General features: G+C 46.8%; 17 protein-coding genes. 4 read left to right on the top strand and 13 right to left on the bottom strand.

Features of this window, described 5'->3' with window-relative positions:
- Positions 1–189: 189 nt before the first annotated feature.
- Positions 190–531 (bottom strand): zinc ribbon domain-containing protein YjdM, encoded by a 342-nt coding sequence (locus tag AC4PM4_RS09570; protein ID WP_491613460.1) that lies wholly within the window; start codon positions 529–531, stop codon positions 190–192.
- A gap of 253 nt (positions 532–784) precedes the next feature.
- Between AC4PM4_RS09570 and AC4PM4_RS09565 the strand changes: the two genes are divergently transcribed.
- On the top strand, positions 785–1,939 hold the full coding sequence (locus AC4PM4_RS09565; RefSeq protein WP_491613459.1) for a VanZ family protein: 1,155 nt from the start codon (positions 785–787) through the stop codon (positions 1,937–1,939).
- A gap of 171 nt (positions 1,940–2,110) precedes the next feature.
- On the opposite strand, the gene AC4PM4_RS09560 is transcribed toward AC4PM4_RS09565, so the two are convergent.
- The 7 genes from AC4PM4_RS09560 to AC4PM4_RS09530 all read right to left on the bottom strand — a co-directional run bounded on the left by AC4PM4_RS09560 (position 2,111) and on the right by AC4PM4_RS09530 (position 9,327).
- Positions 2,111–3,571 (bottom strand): carboxylesterase/lipase family protein, encoded by a 1,461-nt coding sequence (locus AC4PM4_RS09560; RefSeq protein ID WP_491613458.1) that lies wholly within the window; start codon positions 3,569–3,571, stop codon positions 2,111–2,113.
- Positions 3,572–3,921: 350 nt separating this feature from the next.
- Positions 3,922–4,932: a metallophosphoesterase family protein gene (locus AC4PM4_RS09555; protein WP_491613457.1), complete on the bottom strand. Its 1,011-nt coding sequence runs from the start codon at positions 4,930–4,932 to the stop codon at positions 3,922–3,924.
- Positions 4,932–5,267: a DMT family transporter gene (locus tag AC4PM4_RS09550; RefSeq protein WP_063565864.1), complete on the bottom strand. Its 336-nt coding sequence runs from the start codon at positions 5,265–5,267 to the stop codon at positions 4,932–4,934. The genes AC4PM4_RS09555 and AC4PM4_RS09550 overlap by 1 nt, the downstream gene beginning before the upstream one ends.
- Positions 5,264–6,031, bottom strand: coding sequence for an HAD family hydrolase (locus AC4PM4_RS09545; RefSeq protein WP_090809276.1), 768 nt, complete (start codon positions 6,029–6,031; stop codon positions 5,264–5,266). The genes AC4PM4_RS09550 and AC4PM4_RS09545 overlap by 4 nt, the downstream gene beginning before the upstream one ends.
- A gap of 92 nt (positions 6,032–6,123) precedes the next feature.
- Entirely contained in the window at positions 6,124–7,503 is a 1,380-nt protein-coding gene (locus AC4PM4_RS09540) for an ABC transporter substrate-binding protein (RefSeq protein WP_491613456.1), read from the bottom strand.
- 34 nt (positions 7,504–7,537) lie between these two features.
- Positions 7,538–8,452 carry a carbohydrate ABC transporter permease gene (locus tag AC4PM4_RS09535; protein ID WP_244552135.1) on the bottom strand — a complete coding sequence of 305 codons (915 nt, stop codon included), beginning with the start codon at positions 8,450–8,452 and terminating at the stop codon, positions 7,538–7,540.
- Complete coding sequence (locus AC4PM4_RS09530; RefSeq protein WP_063565861.1) at positions 8,452–9,327, bottom strand: carbohydrate ABC transporter permease; 876 nt, start codon at positions 9,325–9,327, stop codon at positions 8,452–8,454. Before AC4PM4_RS09530 ends, AC4PM4_RS09535 begins: the two co-directional genes overlap by 1 nt.
- Before the next feature lie 200 nt (positions 9,328–9,527).
- Between AC4PM4_RS09530 and AC4PM4_RS09525 the strand changes: the two genes are divergently transcribed.
- On the top strand, positions 9,528–10,094 hold the full coding sequence (locus AC4PM4_RS09525; RefSeq protein WP_491613455.1) for a GbsR/MarR family transcriptional regulator: 567 nt from the start codon (positions 9,528–9,530) through the stop codon (positions 10,092–10,094).
- Between the two features lie 173 nt (positions 10,095–10,267).
- Here the strand turns inward: AC4PM4_RS09525 and AC4PM4_RS09520 are convergent, their stop codons facing one another.
- Both AC4PM4_RS09520 and AC4PM4_RS09515 read right to left on the bottom strand, forming a co-directional pair.
- A complete protein-coding gene (locus AC4PM4_RS09520) occupies positions 10,268–13,858 on the bottom strand; it encodes an S-layer homology domain-containing protein (RefSeq protein WP_491613454.1) in 3,591 nt (1,196 codons plus the stop codon).
- A 269-nt stretch (positions 13,859–14,127) separates the two neighbouring features.
- Entirely contained in the window at positions 14,128–14,871 is a 744-nt protein-coding gene (locus AC4PM4_RS09515; RefSeq protein WP_491613453.1) for an SDR family oxidoreductase, read from the bottom strand.
- Positions 14,872–15,107: 236 nt separating this feature from the next.
- Between AC4PM4_RS09515 and AC4PM4_RS09510 the strand changes: the two genes are divergently transcribed.
- Positions 15,108–15,500, top strand: coding sequence for a winged helix-turn-helix transcriptional regulator (locus AC4PM4_RS09510; RefSeq protein ID WP_083584696.1), 393 nt, complete (start codon positions 15,108–15,110; stop codon positions 15,498–15,500).
- 91 nt (positions 15,501–15,591) lie between these two features.
- Here the strand turns inward: AC4PM4_RS09510 and AC4PM4_RS09505 are convergent, their stop codons facing one another.
- The gene (locus tag AC4PM4_RS09505) at positions 15,592–16,740 is read right to left on the bottom strand and encodes a glycerate kinase family protein (RefSeq protein ID WP_269054266.1); all 1,149 of its coding nucleotides are present in this window, start codon (positions 16,738–16,740) and stop codon (positions 15,592–15,594) included.
- A 179-nt stretch (positions 16,741–16,919) separates the two neighbouring features.
- Complete coding sequence (locus AC4PM4_RS09500; RefSeq protein WP_063565856.1) at positions 16,920–17,354, bottom strand: Lrp/AsnC family transcriptional regulator; 435 nt, start codon at positions 17,352–17,354, stop codon at positions 16,920–16,922.
- Positions 17,355–17,515: 161 nt separating this feature from the next.
- Here AC4PM4_RS09500 and AC4PM4_RS09495 point away from each other — a divergent pair, with 161 nt between their 5' ends.
- Positions 17,516–17,977: a VOC family protein gene (locus tag AC4PM4_RS09495; RefSeq protein ID WP_465118024.1), complete on the top strand. Its 462-nt coding sequence runs from the start codon at positions 17,516–17,518 to the stop codon at positions 17,975–17,977.
- Between the two features lie 143 nt (positions 17,978–18,120).
- Here the strand turns inward: AC4PM4_RS09495 and AC4PM4_RS09490 are convergent, their stop codons facing one another.
- Entirely contained in the window at positions 18,121–18,675 is a 555-nt protein-coding gene (locus AC4PM4_RS09490) for a hypothetical protein (RefSeq protein ID WP_488731772.1), read from the bottom strand.
- Positions 18,676–18,682: the final 7 nt, after the last annotated feature.

Below are 18,682 nucleotides of genomic sequence, written 5' to 3'. Positions count from 1 at the left end.
CTTTCCCTCCTTTCTCTGCATCAGCCTTCTCAAATCTATAGACAAAGCCGATCCTTCAAAGGTTCATTCTTACCCTTTCTCCATACAACAAAAAAGAACCTTCACTTCCACAGCATTGCAGAAATGAACGTTCTTTATGGTTTAAGACAAGGCCAATAACATGGCAATCCAGCGTGCCAAAAGGAGATGCTAGATTTTTTTCACAAACTCGGACTTCAGCTTCATCGCACCCAGGCTGTCGATTTTGCAGTCGATGTCATGGTCACCGTCAATCAGACGAATGTTTTTGACTTTGGTACCCTGCTTAACTACCAGCGAGCTGCCTTTCACCTTCAAATCTTTAATGACCGTAACAGTATCGCCATCACTCAGGACATTACCATTGGAATCGCGTATTACTTTAGTTTCTACCGCATTCTCTTCTTCAGACGCTAGCGCCCATTCGTGCGCGCACTCTGGACACACCAACAAATTACCGTCCTCGTACGTGTATTCGGAATTACATTTGGGGCAATTAGGCAAATTAGACATATGTATTAAACTCTCCATTCATTTTGTGGCTTCCTCGCAAGTATACGGGAATGCAATCTATTGTTCCACATAGGCCACGCTGGTTAATTGATTTAAACTAAATTTAAGATTGCCCCGCCCCCTGATTTAAGGAAGGTTCCTTATACTGAAGCTATAGAAGAAAAATGGTGGAGCATCACAACGAAATACTATTCTTAAAAGTCGTGTCTTACACGAAATGCTGATATATATCCTATAAAAGGAGTTTCTGCTCATGTCACCCTATGTTTTTCCTGTCCAAACGGCTTTCTTTATTTTTGTCCTTATCGCCATGTTTCTGCTGGTTCCTTGGTTGATCTACGGATATCGGAAAGATGGATTTTTTAGCTGGTCGCGGTTTGGGGTCAGCTTCTCATTTATTTTCTACCTACTGGCTGCGTACTGTCTGGTTATTCTTCCTTTCCCGACCACTCGTAATACATGTGCACAGCAAGCAGCGGATACCGTATATTACAACCTTGTTCCGTTCACCTTTATAAAAGATATTATGAAAGAAACACCAATCGTCTGGTCTCAACCCGCCAGCTATATGGGAATGATTCAGGGCAGAGCTTTTCTGCAGGTTCTGTTCAACGTAATGCTTCTCATGCCACTTGGCGTGTATATCCGTTATTTTTGGCAAAAGAGATCGTACTGGAAACAGGCTTTGTTAAGCGGATTCGGCTTATCCCTGTTCTTTGAGATTACCCAGATCACCGGCTTCTACGGTTTTTATGATTGCCCGTACCGGCTGTTTGACGTGGATGACCTGTTACTGAATACTTCAGGAACGATACTGGGATTTTTCGCAGCTCCCATCTTGCTTGCCTTATTCCCGTCTCGAGCAAGTATTCAGGCGAAGAGCGAGCAGATTCTGGAACAAAACAAGGTCTATCCTGTGCCTCAATTGCTCGCGCTTATCATTGACGGTGTAGTTGTTGTATTCCTGTCCAATCTGATGTCCATTTTCAATTGGAGTAGTACAAATGTGATCGTCAGTGCGCTAAATACGGTGATCGCCATGCTGTTTGTATTTTTCTTTATTCCATCCTTGCGAGATGGCAAGACTCCAGGGTCTGCCCTCATGCGGTTCAGATATGTTAACCGGGAAACTGGCGAGCCTTCAAGCGCATCCCTGTTCAAAAGGTTGCTGGCACTTTATGCCCCTTGGATCTTGGTCACCGTAGCTCAATTCATAACTGATTATGCCTTTCTGAACGAAAATGTGATGCTCGAACCTTATAAGGTGTGGATCTCTGTCGGAATTTTTGGTCTGCATATGCTTATTCTCTTGGTGTTATTCGTGCATGTCATGCTGGTGCTGTTCTCCCGAGGCAAGCGTGCGTTTTACTGTGATGATGTGTCCAAGACACGAGCTTCAAGAAAATAAAATTCCTGACTCACAACACTCACAGCACATAGTTTCAGATGACAGATAGTACCGTAGCGTTTGCCATTAAAGCCGGCAAGTTTGATCCATCGTAAAAAAAGGTGTGCCTCGTCAGCCAATGACGAGACACACCTTTTGTCTATGTTGAGATGAAGTCCAAACAGGGTCGAACTATAGCCCCAGCAGCTCACGTTTGGAAGCTTCCGGGTCATGGACCACCTCTACTTCATGATTGAATATCAGCGTAGCGCGATTATCTTCGTAGGCAGGCCAATCTACTCCCGATGTCTCAGGCTTGCCCTGCTTGGCAAACGAAATCCATGCATCCTGCACTTTACCTGCAAGTTTTACCGCGGCAGCATCCGGTTCGGCATTCATAAACTTCAATACAGGTAACGTATTAAAAGCAAAGAAGATATCGATACTATGGATTGATTTATGCAGCAGTGGATGCTCCGGCATCACCCAATCAAACCGATACATCCATACAGGTGCATGTTTCTGCTGAGCAGCCGCATATTGCACAGCCGAGCGCCAGAAGAACAGATCCGTCATCACCTGGGCCTGGCCATCTGCAGTTTTGGGATAATTGTCCGCAATGGCAGCCCGATTCTCCAGATCAGGTGTCATAAAATCAACAGCCTTCACCATGTTGATCTCTTCGGAGTAAGGCACCTGAGGCTGAATGAACAACGAGCCTTCATGCAAAGTGGTTCCAATCAGTACAGGGATATCCTGTGCCGCTCCCTCTTCTACCGCCTGAAGAGGCGACTTCGGAAGTGTAACTCCATCCAGTACGGGCTGGAACAACAGGGCCATCCCTGCACCGCTTTGTTGTTTGACCGTCTCGCCAGCAGCGATGATTTGCTCCACTGGAATGGATTTGAGTTTATGCAGGTCATCCGGTGTTACACCCAGAACCTTCAGCATGCCATCACGAATGACTGAAGCCTGCTCTGCTGGCATGACTTGTGAGGCTCCACTTTGCATAATGGCGCGGTGGAATAACCCTTTGGCTGCTGGCATCGCCATCAAAGCCGCAATACTCATGCTGCCCGCAGATTCTCCGAATACAGTGACGTTATGCGAATCACCGCCAAAAGCTTCGATGTTGTCCTGTACCCATTGCAGCGCAGCAATCTGATCCAGTAAACCCACATTAGATGTAAAACCATCTCCAAGCGGAGCCAAATGCAAGAACCCTAGCGGCCCCAGGCGATAGTTGATCGTCACGACGATAACGTCTCCCCGGAGGACAAGTTGTGTTCCATCGTACATGGGCTGGCTGCCAGCGCCTGAAACGAAAGATCCGCCATGAATCCATACCATTACGGGAAGTGGATCATGGCTTTCTTTTTCGGGTGCCCAGATATTCAGGTAAAGGCTATCTTCCGATTCCACCGGAGGCTGTCCAGATAGACCCTCGGCTTGAGGATTTCTTGGCTGTATATTTTCAGGACCGAATTGTTTCGCCTCCCGAACTTCGTCCCACGACTCGGGTGGGATTGGAGCCTGAAAGCGTAATTCACCCACGGGTGGTGTAGCATAAGGAATGCCTTTCCATACACTCGTTCCATGCAGAAGCTCTCCTTGAACCGTGCCATATCTTGTGTTTACTTGAAGTTCCCTCATGCGCACATACATCCTCTCTACTGATCGATAGTTCCAGTTTACGACTGGTATTGTTCAGATCTGGGTGTAACTTTGAGCTGATGAAATTCTGTCTCAAGGTTTATTAAATAACGTGCACGAAGAATAATTTTGTATTGCTTCAACGCCCTTTCGTACGTACTGGCAGGCGCGTTTCCACTTATTTGAGTATAGATCTCCGCGATACCCATTTACAAGTTTGTCCAGATTCAAGTACCACTGCTACGTTTCACGTGGAACTTTTACAGCAATAATAAAGACTCCGCTTCAATTAACGAGCGAAGTCTTCTATTGCTGCCCTGAATATTCCATCAACTTGCCCGATGTATGGATCAATTACTGCCGTTTACTTTTACCGGATAATGAACCGTATATTCCGCGCCTTCAATCCAGCTCCCGGTTATATGATTACGTCCCTTAACGACAACCCGATCACGGTATACATCCACATGCAAACTCTCACTTCCCTCCAGATGCTCATCCTCATCCGTCCAGAGATAAGCTACGGAAGATGCATTAAACATCGTTGGCAGCTGTCCGCCCCCTTCGTACATGGTGCGATGAGCCTCTAATTGCCAATGGGTGTGCCCAGAGAAGAGAATGACCTGCGGATAACGACTTAGAATTGCCTTTAATGCTGCGTCCTGACTCACACCATACCAACCCTGTTCCTTCATGGAACCCGCGACTGTATCCATCAGTGGTTGATGGAGAAAGACAAAAATCGGCTGCTCAGGCAATGCTTGCTCCGACAGTTTTGTTTCCAGCCATTGCAGTTGATCGGCAGACATATCACAATCTTTCGGATGAGGCTGCTCCGTACCTAGAAAGATATAATGATAACCGTCGATCCAGTGGTCATGATACGATCCGTTCATACCTGTGATTGCTGTAAAATCACTCAGCCGCTTCTGCCATAACTCTTCAATTGAGATGGAATTCTGGGGTTTTTCAATACCATGAGCCTCGACCTGGCCCATATCCCCTGAATGCCCCAACACCTGACCCACTTCGTGCTGGGTCATTGTGGTCAGGTTCAGCGGCGGATCTCCCCATAGAATGGCTCCAATATCATGATTGCCTACAGTGTAACGGATTTGAGGCAGTGATTCGCCGTGAGCCTCCAATATACGCTGCAACTCTTGGTATTCTTGCGGCAGTCCACGATCGGTCACATCGCCCACATGCATAATTCCGCTGCTGCCATGGCTATACGTTGCGATGTCTTCCAGCGCTTTCTCCAGATGACGGTTATGGATATGATCAGCCTGCTCTCTCACATGAGTATCTGTGATGACCTGGAAGCTGATTATCGGTTGTTCGTATTTATTTTCATTATCCATCAGGAATCACTCCATTTCAGTCCAATAATGCCAATCAGAATAAAGCCCATCCAGACGATCGACATCGCCTTCAGACGTTCACCCAGAAAGTAATGTCCCACGATCCCAATCAATGTAATGCCTACACCCGACCAGATGGCATAAGCAACACCCAGCGGCATATACTTCACAGCAAAATTCAACAGGGTAAAGCTCGCTCCATAACAAGCAAACATAAGAATGGAAGGCCATACGCGGGTAAAACCATCCGAGACCCTCATCAGAATCGTACCGCTCAGCTCCAATCCAATCGCTAGGGCAAGTAGTATCCATCCCGTATACGAATGGTTCGTCATCGGTTTACCTCGACTTCCAGCAATTCATCAAACGAACGAACCGTAAGATCCGCGAGCTTGATATGAGCAGGTTCGCCGACAGCAATCTTCCAGGCAGCTCCGGCAGCACGAGCCATCTCCATATCACCATCCGTATCGCCGATCACGACAACTCTTGCAGTAGGTACACCCAGACGCTCACACGCCAGCAGCAACATGTCAGGAAACGGTTTTCCCCGTCCAACCTGATCCGTTCCTACAACTACGGTGAAAAAAGATTCAATCCCCATCCACTTCAAATGACTTAGGGCATTTTCTGTCTCATCCGCTGTGACGACACCCATTTTCAGTCCTTTGCTGCGACAGTGCTCAAGAAAGGCAAGAACGCCTGGGAGGGGCTGAGCAGGGCGCTCCTTATTCATTGCGTATTCTGCCTGTAACAAACATTCCCTCACAATAATTTTCGCTTCCGCCCAGCTTAATCCTGCACGATAGCCATGCCAAGTTAATACGGCGTAGACTTCCTCCATCGTTCCCATGGCAAGGGGTCCTCGCACATCATAGCCGTTCATTCGTCCCTGCTCATCATGGAATGTTCCCCATATATGAGGAATCTCTGCTGCATTGAACTGAAGGCCACGGGCAGCAAGCTCTTCCCGGAAGTTCTCCATCACGCAATCGGTCCAGAAGCCCCACATGGCTGTAAAATCAAGCAATGTCCCATCCTTGTCAAATAAAATAGCCTCAATTGGGGTAGAAAGGCTCCCCAGCATTAAATCGGACATCGGTTACGCTCCTTGTCTGCTGAATTACTAAGTCAGAAAAGCGGCACATATGACTGACTGCACCGCTCCTCCAAGTTAAGCTGTTTCCCTTGTTATTTCACGCGATCCAATTCTTTTTGAGCCTTTTCTTTGGCTTCTTTCAGCGCTTGTGTCGCTGGAATGTTATTAATCTGCACCTGATCTGCTGCATCCTTCAGTGCATCATTGATTTTGCCTCCGGTCGGGTCCTGGAACGGAGCCGAAGCATGGGAAGCCTGCTGCAGTGGAACCTTGATTTGCGGGTTCTCTTCACTGAACGTTTTGAAAGCAGGATCTTCTTGAGCAGATTGACGAACTGCAATGTAACCTGTGTTCATGGACCAAGCGGCTGTATTCACTGTTTCCGAGAAATACGTCAGCCATTTATAAGCTGCTTGTTGCTGTTCTGGACTCGCTTCGGCCGGGATACCTGCCATGATCGCACTCGCTACAGGTTTGCCTTGGCCTACACCTTCCCAGCCCGGTTGTTCCATGGCTGCAACGATGCTGAAATCGAGATCTCCCTGGTCACCGCTGGAACCGGTGTATCCAGCTGCTTTATTTTTCATGACATCATCAATGGTTTTGTACCAGTACTCCCAGCCTTGGCCGCCAAAATGAATACCCATGTTCTTGTCCTCATTAATCCACTTGCGGAACAGCTCCCACGTCTCTACCCATTCCGGTGAATCAATCGTTACGGTCTTGCCGTCATCACTCAGAATTTTCCCGCCTTTACCCAGCACGGCGTCGATCATGTTATCGCTACCCCACATCGGCTCCCATCCGTAGAAGGTTGTCTTGCCATTCTCCTGCTTGCTCATCTTCGCTGCCGCTTCAGCAAGTGCCTCCCATGTGGTCAGAGTGGCAGGATCGATATTATTACCTTTCAGCGCATCCATACGGTAATACATGATCTGAGTTGTTCCGTACATCGGTAAGAAATATTGCTTGCCGTCTACTTTTCCCTGCTCCAGGAAGGTTTGCACGTAATCTTCCTTGTTAAAGCTCTGATCGGCGGCGATCAGCTCATCCAGAGGTGCATAGTAGCCTTTGCGCGCCCAGTCGATATTGGAGCTTAGTACAGCGGCGGGTACTTTTTTCGAGGCAATGGCAGCCTGCAGTTTCTGTTCGGTCTCCGTGTAATCGGCTTGTACAATCCCTTTCACAACAACTTCGTTCTGGGATGCATTGAAGGCGTCAATCGTCTTCTTCATGTTATCTCCCAGGTTACCACCCAGACCATACCAGAACTCAATCTCGACCGGACTACTTGATGCAGAATCAGCTCCATTCGCAGCTACTGCATCTGAACCCGTGCCCGTGCCGCTTTCGGCAGAGGAACCACACGCGGTGATCAGGGCAAAACTCGCAGCCAGTACCAGCGACATGCCCTCTCTCCACCTGAGCTTTAATTTGTTCCGCCATTTCATACTCGCTTGACCCAATTTCATTTTGATTCCTCCTATATAAAGTATGTTGTGAAAATCAGTTCTTGTTCACGCCGGCAGTAATATTCACACTCTGCATGATCGTTTTCTGGGTAAACAGGAAAAGGATAAGCAGCGGTGCGATGGTAAAAGCACTGGCAGCCATGATCTGCGGCCATGCCAGACCGTAGGCTCCACCTTCCACGAAAAAGCTGCGCAGACCTGCGGATACCAATTGCAGATTCGGGTCTTTGGTAATGAGCATCGGCCAGAAATAGTTGTTGTACTGGTCAATGAAAGTAATCAACACCATCACGGCAAACGACGAACGAACCAGCGGCGTCATAATGGTCCAAAGAATGCGGAAGTGCGACGCTCCATCCAACTGGCCGGCTTCCACCAATTCGTGGGATACCTGCATGAACGCCTGACGAATCAGGAAGATAGAGAACACACTGACACAGTTGGACACAATCAGTCCGGTATAGGAATCCAGTAATTTAAGTTCGCTGAGCACCAAATAACTGGGCAAATAAACGGCGGTACTCGGAATCATGTAGCCTACCAGAATCAGTCCGGTGAGAACCCCTTTTATACGAAAACGCATATGGGTGAGTGCATAGGCCATCATGCTGGAGTTAATGACCTGGATCAGACAGATCGCTGCCGCTACCCCTGTACTGTTCAGAATGTAACGGGCAAATGGAGCAGACTGCCACGCATCCACATAATTGTTCCAGCGGAACGTTTCGGGCCAGAAGGTTGGCGGGAACTGCCAGATCTCGTCATTGGTCTTTAAACCGCTAATGACCATCCAGTAGAACGGAAATGCCATCGTCAGACTCACCAGCACCAGCAGCAGATAGCGAAGTGCGGTAGCAAATCCTTTTCCTGCACGAGGGACCTTCCGTTTCTGCACTTCCTCACGACGATTATCTTTTCTTGTTTGGTTGCTTAGAGTGGTCATGTTCATCAATAGTGCACCAGGCGTCGGCCGAGCAGGAAAGATACTCCTGACAGCAGAACGCAGATCAGAATAATAACAACGGCGATGGAAGAAGCCTCGCCCACATTGAAGGACTCAAATGCAGATTGATAATACATGTAAAGCAGTGTTCTTGTTGATCCCGCTGGTCCCCCTTGCGTCATCACGTTGATCTGGTCATAAGCCTGAAGCGACTGAATCGTCAGAATGATGGACAGAAAGAACGTGGTGGGTGAAATCAACGGCAGTGTAATGCTTCGGAACTTGTCCCAACTGCCTGCCCCATCAATCGATGCCGCTTCAAGTAAATCGGATGGCAGATTACGCAATGCAACCAGGTAAAATACCATGGACCAGCCAATCGACTTCCACAGCGTGACGATGAGCACAGCTACCAGTGCCCAGTTCTGATCTTTCAGCCAGCCGATCGGGGATATGCCGACCCATCCAAGCAACAGGTTGGCCAGCCCCACTTCAGGTTCGAAAATCCAGGACCACGCAATGGAGACTGCGACAGTCGGGGTCACCCAAGGGGAGAATAGCAGGGTCCGGAACAGGCCGGAGGACTTAATCTTGCTGTTCATGAGCATGGCCAGCGCCAATCCACCCACAATCGTAGGCACTACACTTCCAAGACCGAACAACAGCGTAACTTTTAATGAACGGTAAAATTCAGAATTGGTTAGCAGATAGCTGTAGTTATCCAAACCGACGAATAATTTGTCAGGACTCATGAAGTCCCAATCCGTAAAACTCAGATATACAATGTATCCCAAAGGCCCCAGCCAGAAAATGAGTAATGGGATAAGGGCAGGAAGGGTGAAGAGAACCGCTTCTGTCTCCCTCCATAATTTCACACGCAATTTGCACACTCCTAATCGTCCAAATTTTATTTAATTTCTCTAAAAATCATGCCTTCAAACTCCCTTTAATCTCTTCTGTACAAAAATGATTGTATAATACATTTGAAAAATGTAATTCCGGGTTATGTTAAAATAACGCGAGGTCATGTAAAATATGAAAAGGAAACAGGGAGTCCCATCCATATACTAGAGGTGAGATTGTGGGAAAAGAAGCTGCCGAGGACCAGAACCATTCGTCGTTGTCCTATCGGCCCGAGCTGAGGGAGAAAGTCATTGACGCCATTGCCAATACCATGGATCTGTATGGAGTCAATCATTCATTTGGTCAACTGTATGGCATTATGTATTTTGAGGATCGTCCCATGACGCTTGAAGAGATGAAAACGTCCATGAACATGAGCAAAAGTAATATGAGTTATGCTGTACGTTCGCTTACCGAATCTCAGATGATCTATAAATTGGAGGAAAAGCGGGAACGCCAGGATCAGTATCTGGCCGAAACCAACTTTTTCCGTACGTTTCAGAACTTCTTCGGGGCCAAGCTTCAACGGGAAATCGACGTGATGCAGGAAAGCCTTTGGGAGGTCATTCCGCAGTTATCGGAGATTATTCTCGCCAGAACAACTCCGCCGGAGGAACGGGAAGACGCTTTGCGCGATTTGCATAAACTTCAGCATGCGGAGCAGTATTATGAGTGGTTGCAGGGATTTGTAGATCAACTGCGGGATGGAGTTTTTTACAAAGACGCTCCACATGAAAGTGATTAAACACGCTAAGGAATCATATACGCCTTATTAATAGCATTCACTTCGTTCGTTAAACTAAAAAAGCCAACTCGGCGAGCAACGATGTGCTTGCTGAGCTGGCTTTAAATAATTTAAAGGGGAGCCCCGCCATGTTTTCATGGTTGGGCTCCCCTTTTGTTATAGATATGGTTATCTTATTTCTGTGCCGCAGCCTCAATGTCTGCAAAAGCCCAGTGTGTTGCAGGTACGTCTATAAAAGATGGCGTAGTTACGCCTGTTACCGGCGTCCGTTTGAACAGTACATTTAATACTTTCACGGCTTCAGCACGGGTCAGTTTGCTGTTCGGTTTAAATGTATCATCGTTATATCCGGTCATCAGGCCAGCCGATTGTACGTAGGCAATTGCATCGAAAGCCCAAAGGTCGGCGGACACATCTGTAAATCCAGCACCATCTGTTGCTTGTGTTGTGATGCTTGATGCGTCTACGCTTTGTTGCTGTATCCAGCGGTATGCAATGGTCGCCATTTGTGCACGGGTAATCGAACCTTCGGGTGCAAATTGAGTGGCGTTCATACCGTTCATGATGCCTGCGGATTGCGCTTTTTGAATATCACTCGCTGCCCAATGGGTAGCAGATACATCGTCGTAGTTTACAGCGTTCGAGGATGCAGTTCCCGCTTCATCAGACAGATTACGAGCCAGCATCGCTGCCATTTGCGCACGGGTTACGAATGCATCCGGACGGAAATCCGCACCAAAACCGTTGATATACGGGTTGTGCGAGCCTTGGGAAGCTTTCAGTCCATCCACCACAACGAGGGTAAACGTGCTGAATTTGTTAACTGTAAACTCGATGCCTTCACTGGAATCACTGAGCTTCACGAGCTTACCTTGAATCAACTCTTTCGTGCCGTCACTGTGTTCAATGTACACAGCCAGGTTGTTCAAAGCTTGCTGGCGTGCAGCCGGATCAGTTGGCAGACTGTCACGCAGCGGTAATGTCAGTGTTACTTCATGACTTTGCATATTCGTTTCAATCTCAACCGGACGAGCCAGTACTTTCACGTTTGAATTTGGAGTAATCTGTTGAATCAACTGCTCTTTCTTCGCACGTTCTTCCACTTCTTTACGCTCGGATTCCTTTTTCAACGGAACGACGCGGAAGTATAGATCCTGGTCGAATCCGGCAATCGACTTCGTTGGAACCGAGATAATAGCGTTCTCTGTGGAAATCTCAAGGTTAAGCCCACCATCGTTCAGCTGTTTCACCGCTGCTTTTGGCAGTTCAATGCGTGTCTCAGACACAGCATCTTTGGCGTCAGGGATGACAATGCGTGCAGTATTCATGTTTAATTGCTTCGCTTTTTCCACCGATTCCTTGGCAATCGCCTCAGACATCTTCACGAGGTCCTTAATCGTACCGTCTGCCTCGGTTGTACGTGTAATTGGCGTTTTGGTGAGGTTGGTGCCATTCGCTCCGTTCACGTCCACGACGATTTGTTCCTGCTTGGTCGTCGGTGTAGTCGTTACAGGTGTAGTCACTGAAGATCCTCCACCTGTGCTTCCGCCCGTGTTTGGTGTTGAACCATTTCCGTTGTTGCTATCGCCATTCGCCGTGAAGACAATCTTCACCGCACGTCCTGGCAATAAGTCACTGATGGCTTTGTAACGAACCCATACCGTTTTGTCACCACTAAAATCAAATTTCTGAATAGAAGCAACATCAATCCAGTTCAGTTTGCCGTTAAGGGAGATCTCCATGGTGTCATCCAAGCCAGTTATGGTGTTGTTGATATCGTTTCCCGTTACATTTGGGGCCGTAAAGAATTGGTTGATCACATATTGTAGATTCCCAACATCCTCGTATCTGTCTTGTTCGTTAAGCACCCATTCGGCCAGTTCTTTCTTGCCTTCCGGGCTAAGTTCAGCTCTTTTAGATAAATCAAGGGCACCTGTACGTCTAAATTTATAGTTATCGAAGAATGCTTCCCCTGCAATCCATTCGTTCATGGCATGATCAAGCCATTCATCCATTAGCGGAATAGAAGTAGCATTCTCAAAGGATTCCAAAGGCATAGAAAAGAGACTCAGTACAATCTCCGGATTAACAATATTCCCTTTAAATTCTCCTTCCAACCTTTCAAAAGCCACCTGATGCAGGTATTTATAAGCGAAAACACCCTTATCTACATTGCTACGTTTCAAATGTTGTTGCCCAATGCTGCGTAACACATTTGTCTGTTGATCATTAAAATATTTCGTTCCATCCATCAGCTGCTGTGCAAATAAATCCAGTTTGTTCTGGATAAGATCGAGTTCCTTCTGCCCCCAAATGGATTGCGCCAAAACTCCCAGATCAACCATATATTGAACCTGATCTTTATTCTTATAATCATTTTTCACATAATCGATCAGGAATTTAGCAATGAATTTCTTAACTTGCAAAGATTCATAGTATCCATTCGGAAAATTAATTTTCAGATCAGGATTTTCCATGGCCAAAATCATATCATTAATATTATCGCTGTTGCTCTTTGCAGCATTTACGGCAGCCAAGGCATCAGTTTCATTACCAGGGAAAAATTGATCAAATGCAGTCTGAATGGCTTCAAAACTTGCATATCCACCAATCGGTCTTTCAGTAAGCATATGATCAGCCAACTGCTCCTTCTGTTCTGGCGTCAGGTTATCCATCTTGCCTGTGTCCAAAGCGAAGCTCGTTATCGGACTTTCGATATACTCGCTGTTGTAAGCCTTCGTATCCTCATAAATGTTATGGAATTTATCCAATGACGTTAACATTTGCTCAGTCGTGTTTGCACGGTTAATGAAAGGTGTTTTTTCCACAGCTGTGTCTATATATTTCAAAACACGTGAAATGGATGATTTTCTTTTCAGTCTCAATTCATATACATAAGCAGTTGTGCGTTTATCTACCTCGGAGGCAGTGCTATATGCAGCAATGAGTGGATAGAAATTATCTTCAGCACTCGGATAATCAAAATGATTTATTCTTTCTGCTTGCTTACTATACAGGTTATTAAGTGCAACTAATGCATTCGGTCCATCGATTTGGCGAGTCACTTCAAGAGCTTTCAGAGCTAATTGCACCAAGAACTCAACTTGCCCCTTTTTCTCATATCCATAGCTTGTTGGCGCTTCGATATCTAATAAGTATTTTGCAATAGCCTCCTGATCTTCTACAGGCAAAGATTCAAAATCAGGCGTGCCAATGAATTGCTTATTACTAAGCAGCAAGATAGCTTCTTGGATAAAGTCATTGCTGTTACCCCGGTCTGCTTTCTTTTTGAGTTCGTTGTACTGATCCAGCTCACTCAGCTGCACAGTAAATTCAATAGATTGCATTTGATACGTAGCTTCCAAATATCGGTCTTTAACTACTACATTGAAATAGTACGTATCGCCTTCTATTAGATCTGTAATTATTTTCGAAAATGTACCATTTGTAGTAGAAGCTGAACCATTAATCAAATCACCATAAGCCTGGCCTGATGCTCCACTGATTTGTTGCATGTCTGCAAGATCAGGAGCATTAGATATGTAAACCTGGTAATTTACATCAGGTGGTGTAGAAGATGAGGATTGTGCATACTCCCACTGTAGTTCTATTGATTTCTCGTCCACATACTTTATCGTTAATAGACCGTTATTTCCGGGTACCGGATACGATGCCCCTGCATGTACCTTTCCTGCCGGTACTGCTAACCAAGGAGCTACCAACACCAAAATGAGCAGCGTGCTAAATATTTTTCTGTATTGCATATACGCTTTCCTCCCTAATCTCGCTTGTCGAAATATAGGTCTAGTGTAGTACGCAACTCTGAACGGATTCTGAACATTCACTCCAATAAACGGAAAAAAATCCGGCCTGTAGGTGAAAAACAGTCCGGATTTCAAATATTTTTCGTCATTATTCATCATGTTTACTTCTTCATTTAATTATAGAGTCCTATATTCTATAAAAATTAAGATTCTTGTCACGTCGTCCTATACTCCTCCACTGCTCCCTGTATAACAAACAGGTAGACGCATCAAATCATTGTATATCCGCCATCCACAAACAATGTGCTTCCTGTCGTAAATGTATTCGTCATAAGGTAAGTAACCGTATGTGCAATCTCCCCATTGTAGCCCACACGCTTGAGCACAGACAGCCTCTCATAGTCTTTAAAATGTTCACCGCGAGGTGTACCCTCCTGCCCCTCTCGCCAGATGGTTCCGGGGGACACGACATTCACGCGAACAGGCGCGATCTCCACTGCAAGTGCTTTGCCCAGACTTTCAATCGCTCCGTTACACGCAGCGTAAGAGGCCCCGCCCTCCAGTGGGCGTTGGCTGAAGCCGCCCGACATTAACGTGATCGAACCCGAAGCCGATAGATACGAAGCTGCGTATTTGGCAGCAAAATATTGAGGCCAGAACTTGCCCTTGAAACAGCTTTCGGCCGTCTCTCGATCTGAAGTTAACGGACCACGGGTGTATGCAGCTCCAGGGGTGAACAGGTGATCGAATGCACCAACCTGATTGAAAAATTGTTCGATTTGCTTTTCATCCTGATTGTCCAATACGTACACTTCGATGGACACCGTGCCAGTCTTGCCTTTGCCTGCGACACGAGCAATCTGCTCCCTTGCTTCCTCGAGTCTGGTCTCCGATCGTCCCGCGATAACTACATGTGCACCAGCCTCAGCAGCCTGGATTGCCGTTGCAAGTCCAATTCCAGAGCTTCCTCCTATAATCACGACACGTTTATTCTCCAATGTAAATGGACTCATTCTGCATCTTCCTCTCGTATAGCCGGATTTTTCGTTTTTCTAGCATTTGTTCATTATTATCGAAAAGATTAGCCCTGAACAGTACGCAATTGAATCGTACCAGGTACGAAAATTCGTACTATTGGAACCAGATGACACAGTTATTCCTGCCCAATTCACATAGACAAAACAAGCAGAACGCGAAAAAATCAGGTATGATGAAGTTACATATAGTTGTTTAAATTGAGGTGAATACTATGGATTTACAAGAGCCACGCTTACAAGGTGTACTCGTTACGTTGGAAGCCATTAATGGAAAATGGAAACCGCTCATCCTGTTTATTTTATTGAAGGAAGGCACGAAGCGATTTGGTGAACTAAGACGCATGATTCCCGATGTAGCACAGGGCACGTTAACGAAACAGCTGCGGGAGCTGGAACAGGATCAGATTATTGTGCGCACTCTCTATGGCGATGTTCCACCGAAGGTCGAGTACAGTCTGTCCAAACACGGGCAGACGATTGGTACGCTGTTGGATGGCATGTGCGGCTGGGGCAAGGCTCATCTGGAGTATTTGAACGGAACCAAACATATGATTACTGCGGAGAAATTAGTCGAGGAATCCCATAACGAAGCGAAATCTGAATAAAAACTCATGCCTTCATCTCTGTTAGCAGACGAGACGCCAGTATTGCCATCTGTTATGAACAGGCTACGCCTCATAACCGAACCACAGAATGTTAAGAAATCAGACCCAATTTTAGCACTCTCGCAATATTCTCGGTTGTACGCTCCACATTCTCCGGGCCTTCGCGCAGAAGTTGTTCCAGATCAGCCGCCCCCGGCACAATACCGAACACCGCGTCAATACCTTCAGTGTACAACGTATCTATCCCTTCACCAACGTAACCTGCAATGGCGATAACCGGCTTGCCTGCTTCCTTGGCAGCACGCGCTACACCGTAAGGCGTCTTGCCAAATTTCGTTTGAAAATCAATGCCGCCTTCGCCCGTAAACACCACATCCGCATGTAGCAGCTTGTCACGCAATCCAGTGTATTCAATGATGATTTCAATACCTTTGCGCAACACAGACTGTGTAAAAATCAAAAGCCCTGCGCCCAAACCACCTGCCGCACCAGCACCCGGCACATCAAGTATATCCTTGTGCAGCTGCTGCTTCACCACATCTGCATAATGGGAAAGATTCGCATCCAGCACCTGTACCATCTCCGGTGTAGCTCCCTTCTGCGGTCCAAACACCCGTGAAGCGCCATGCTCTCCACATAACGGATTCGTTACGTCGCAGGCGACAATGAACTCCACATCCTGCAATCGTTCATCCAGGCCGGACACATCGATATGTGCCAACTGATCAAGTGCCCCACCTCCACGTGCAAGTGGATGCCCGTGTGCATCCAGAAAAGTTACGCCAAGCGCCTCGGCCATGCCTGTACCCCCATCGTTGGTCGCACTTCCACCAATTCCGATAATGATTTTGCGAATACCCTGATCCAGACACGCCCGAATCAGCTCTCCCGTGCCATAGGTTGACGTGTGAAGCGGGTTCCGGGTTGCCTTGGTCACCAGATGAATGCCGCTCGCCGATGCCATCTCAATCGCCGCCGTTAACCCATCGCCCAGAATACCATACTGCGCTAGTACAGGCTGTCCCAGTGGCCCGCTCACCTCTCTCTGGTGAATTACGCCGCCAGAAGCATCCACCAGCGACTGCACTGTTCCTTCGCCTCCGTCAGCCATCGGTACATGAATATAGTTGGCGGTTGGGTAGATTTTACGCAATCCTTTCTCCATGGCCACACATACTTCTTTCGCTGTCATGCTCTCTTTAAATGAATCCGGTGCCAGTACAAATGTCGTCTCTCTCATCTTCTCCCACCCCATCCGTGTTATTAAAGGATAAACCTTTTTTGAGCGCGCTTTCATTATAGTTACTGGTAAGCCAAATAAATATTGATGAACAGACGAAATTCATTGTGCACGTGCACAATGAATAATGGCAGGACCGAATATCCTGCCACCCATACACTAACGTGCTTCGCTGCTTCCTAGAGCAGCACACGGTGTTCCATTATATTTTTCATACTAATATGGGATTTGGATGGACCAAGCTTCACAAGCGAGTCTTGGAACTCTGCAAGCTCTTCAATGGTTGCCGTCTGTACCTTGATCAGATAGTTGTACTCACCGCTAATCCGATATAAATCCGTAACCTCAACAGCCTGTTCACAGAAGTGAACGAATTCCTCACAATGCTCTGTTTTGAGTAAAATAAACGTCGTTGTCCCACGATTTAGTTTGGACAAATCATAGATGGTTGAATATCCCGATATGACTCCGTTTTCCTCCAGTTTGAGAATTCTCTCCTTGACTGAAGGCTGGGACATGTTTACCTCTTTGCTAATCTGTACAATTGGCATGCGAGCATGGTGCTGCAGCAAACGCATAATCTGCTGGTCGATCTCATCTATAACATAACCCATTTGTAGACCCTCCCGAGAATCAGGCTAATTTAATAAGTTTTTTGGGATAAAAGAGCTTATATATCGCAACTCTCACTCCATTATATCCTTTGATATCGCATGGTTCCAATGCAGCGTTCCCTTTATACTTTAGAAAACAATCTGAAGAAGGAGTGATGAGCATGAGTGTAAACGGACTTGCTCACGTAGCCATTCAAGCACGTAATTATGAGGATACCCTCTCATTCTATACGAATGTATTAGGATTTAAAGTTGGTCACTCCTGGAGTCTGCCCGCCTTTCAAATTACTGAGGCGTGCATGCTGATCTCACCGGATCAACGGACCTGCATTGAACTGTTTGACCCCGGAGCCGTAATCGCGGCCGAAGGTGAACCAGCAGAGTCTCCCGAAGCAGTAAAACATGGGGCATTACTGCATTTCGCCTTTTACGTAGACCATGTGGAAGAGATCTACGAGCGAGCGCTTGCTCATGGTGCCAAGCCTTATATTCAACCCGCTTGGATCTCACTTGGTGAACCCCCGCTTCAAGTTCGAAATGCGGTTGTGCATAGTCCAAATGGTGAAGTGATCGAATTCCTCGAAGAGGTTGATTTTGACCGTTCCTCTACATCATCTATCTAGCGTTACACAAACCGAACAGCCTGTTGCGCGGAAATCCGTGGCGGCAGGCTGTTTTATATTATGTTTTTTGAGTGATAAGAAAGCGAGCATATGAGCATAAGACATACTCCTTGCCCTCCTTGCCCTCCTTGCCCTCCTTGCCCTCAATCCCGCTCTTCAATGCTCGGCTTATACTCCTTTAACTTCCCTTCATACACCAGCTGCAGTTGTTCACTTTGGCGAAAATCATCCGGGGTCACCAGCGCAGGCAGCTTGTTCCACAGCTTGATGCCTGAACGCTGCAGTATCTCGGCAACAAATTGCGAGCAAAAGTAGGAGTTGCTGAACTCTACTGGCTCCTTCAGCGTAATGCCAATCACACCAAGCAGATTGTACATATATTTCTGGCGGCTGCGAATGAAGATGTGCAGCACCCGTTTCATTTTTTCCACTTCACGCTCCGTCACCTGAAGCTCATAAATGACACATGTGGTATTTGGATATTTACTGTATGTACCTGTCTGAATATCTTCCTTCACAAACCCGCCATTCAGCGGATTGCTCGGATGCTTGCGACCAAAGCTGTACAGCTCGGATAATTCCCGGTCAAATGAGATGGAGGCATGATTGTATGGCGCTCTGGTGTAACTTTGAATGACTTTGGTAAACAACGTTCCCGTATTCGTAAGCAGGATATAGATGGAGCGTGGTTCTGTCATAACGAAA

This window comes from Paenibacillus sp. MDV22-iso6 (assembly GCF_058408365.1).
The sequence above is the reverse complement of the archived record's forward strand: the minus strand, read 5'-3'. Positions and strand labels throughout refer to the sequence as shown.

Coding starts and splice junctions, on each gene's coding strand:
- AC4PM4_RS09570 (WP_491613460.1), bottom strand. CDS start 531: ATGTCTAATTTGCCTAATTGCCCCAAATGTAATTCCGAATACACGTAC.
- AC4PM4_RS09565 (WP_491613459.1), top strand. CDS start 785: ATGTCACCCTATGTTTTTCCTGTCCAAACGGCTTTCTTTATTTTTGTC.
- AC4PM4_RS09560 (WP_491613458.1), bottom strand. CDS start 3,571: ATGAGGGAACTTCAAGTAAACACAAGATATGGCACGGTTCAAGGAGAG.
- AC4PM4_RS09555 (WP_491613457.1), bottom strand. CDS start 4,932: ATGGATAATGAAAATAAATACGAACAACCGATAATCAGCTTCCAGGTC.
- AC4PM4_RS09550 (WP_063565864.1), bottom strand. CDS start 5,267: ATGACGAACCATTCGTATACGGGATGGATACTACTTGCCCTAGCGATT.
- AC4PM4_RS09545 (WP_090809276.1), bottom strand. CDS start 6,031: ATGTCCGATTTAATGCTGGGGAGCCTTTCTACCCCAATTGAGGCTATT.
- AC4PM4_RS09540 (WP_491613456.1), bottom strand. CDS start 7,503: ATGAAATTGGGTCAAGCGAGTATGAAATGGCGGAACAAATTAAAGCTC.
- AC4PM4_RS09535 (WP_244552135.1), bottom strand. CDS start 8,452: ATGAACATGACCACTCTAAGCAACCAAACAAGAAAAGATAATCGTCGT.
- AC4PM4_RS09520 (WP_491613454.1), bottom strand. CDS start 13,858: ATGCAATACAGAAAAATATTTAGCACGCTGCTCATTTTGGTGTTGGTA.
- AC4PM4_RS09515 (WP_491613453.1), bottom strand. CDS start 14,871: ATGAGTCCATTTACATTGGAGAATAAACGTGTCGTGATTATAGGAGGA.
- AC4PM4_RS09510 (WP_083584696.1), top strand. CDS start 15,108: ATGGATTTACAAGAGCCACGCTTACAAGGTGTACTCGTTACGTTGGAA.
- AC4PM4_RS09505 (WP_269054266.1), bottom strand. CDS start 16,740: ATGAGAGAGACGACATTTGTACTGGCACCGGATTCATTTAAAGAGAGC.
- AC4PM4_RS09500 (WP_063565856.1), bottom strand. CDS start 17,354: ATGGGTTATGTTATAGATGAGATCGACCAGCAGATTATGCGTTTGCTG.
- AC4PM4_RS09495 (WP_465118024.1), top strand. CDS start 17,516: ATGAGTGTAAACGGACTTGCTCACGTAGCCATTCAAGCACGTAATTAT.
- AC4PM4_RS09490 (WP_488731772.1), bottom strand. CDS start 18,675: ATGACAGAACCACGCTCCATCTATATCCTGCTTACGAATACGGGAACG.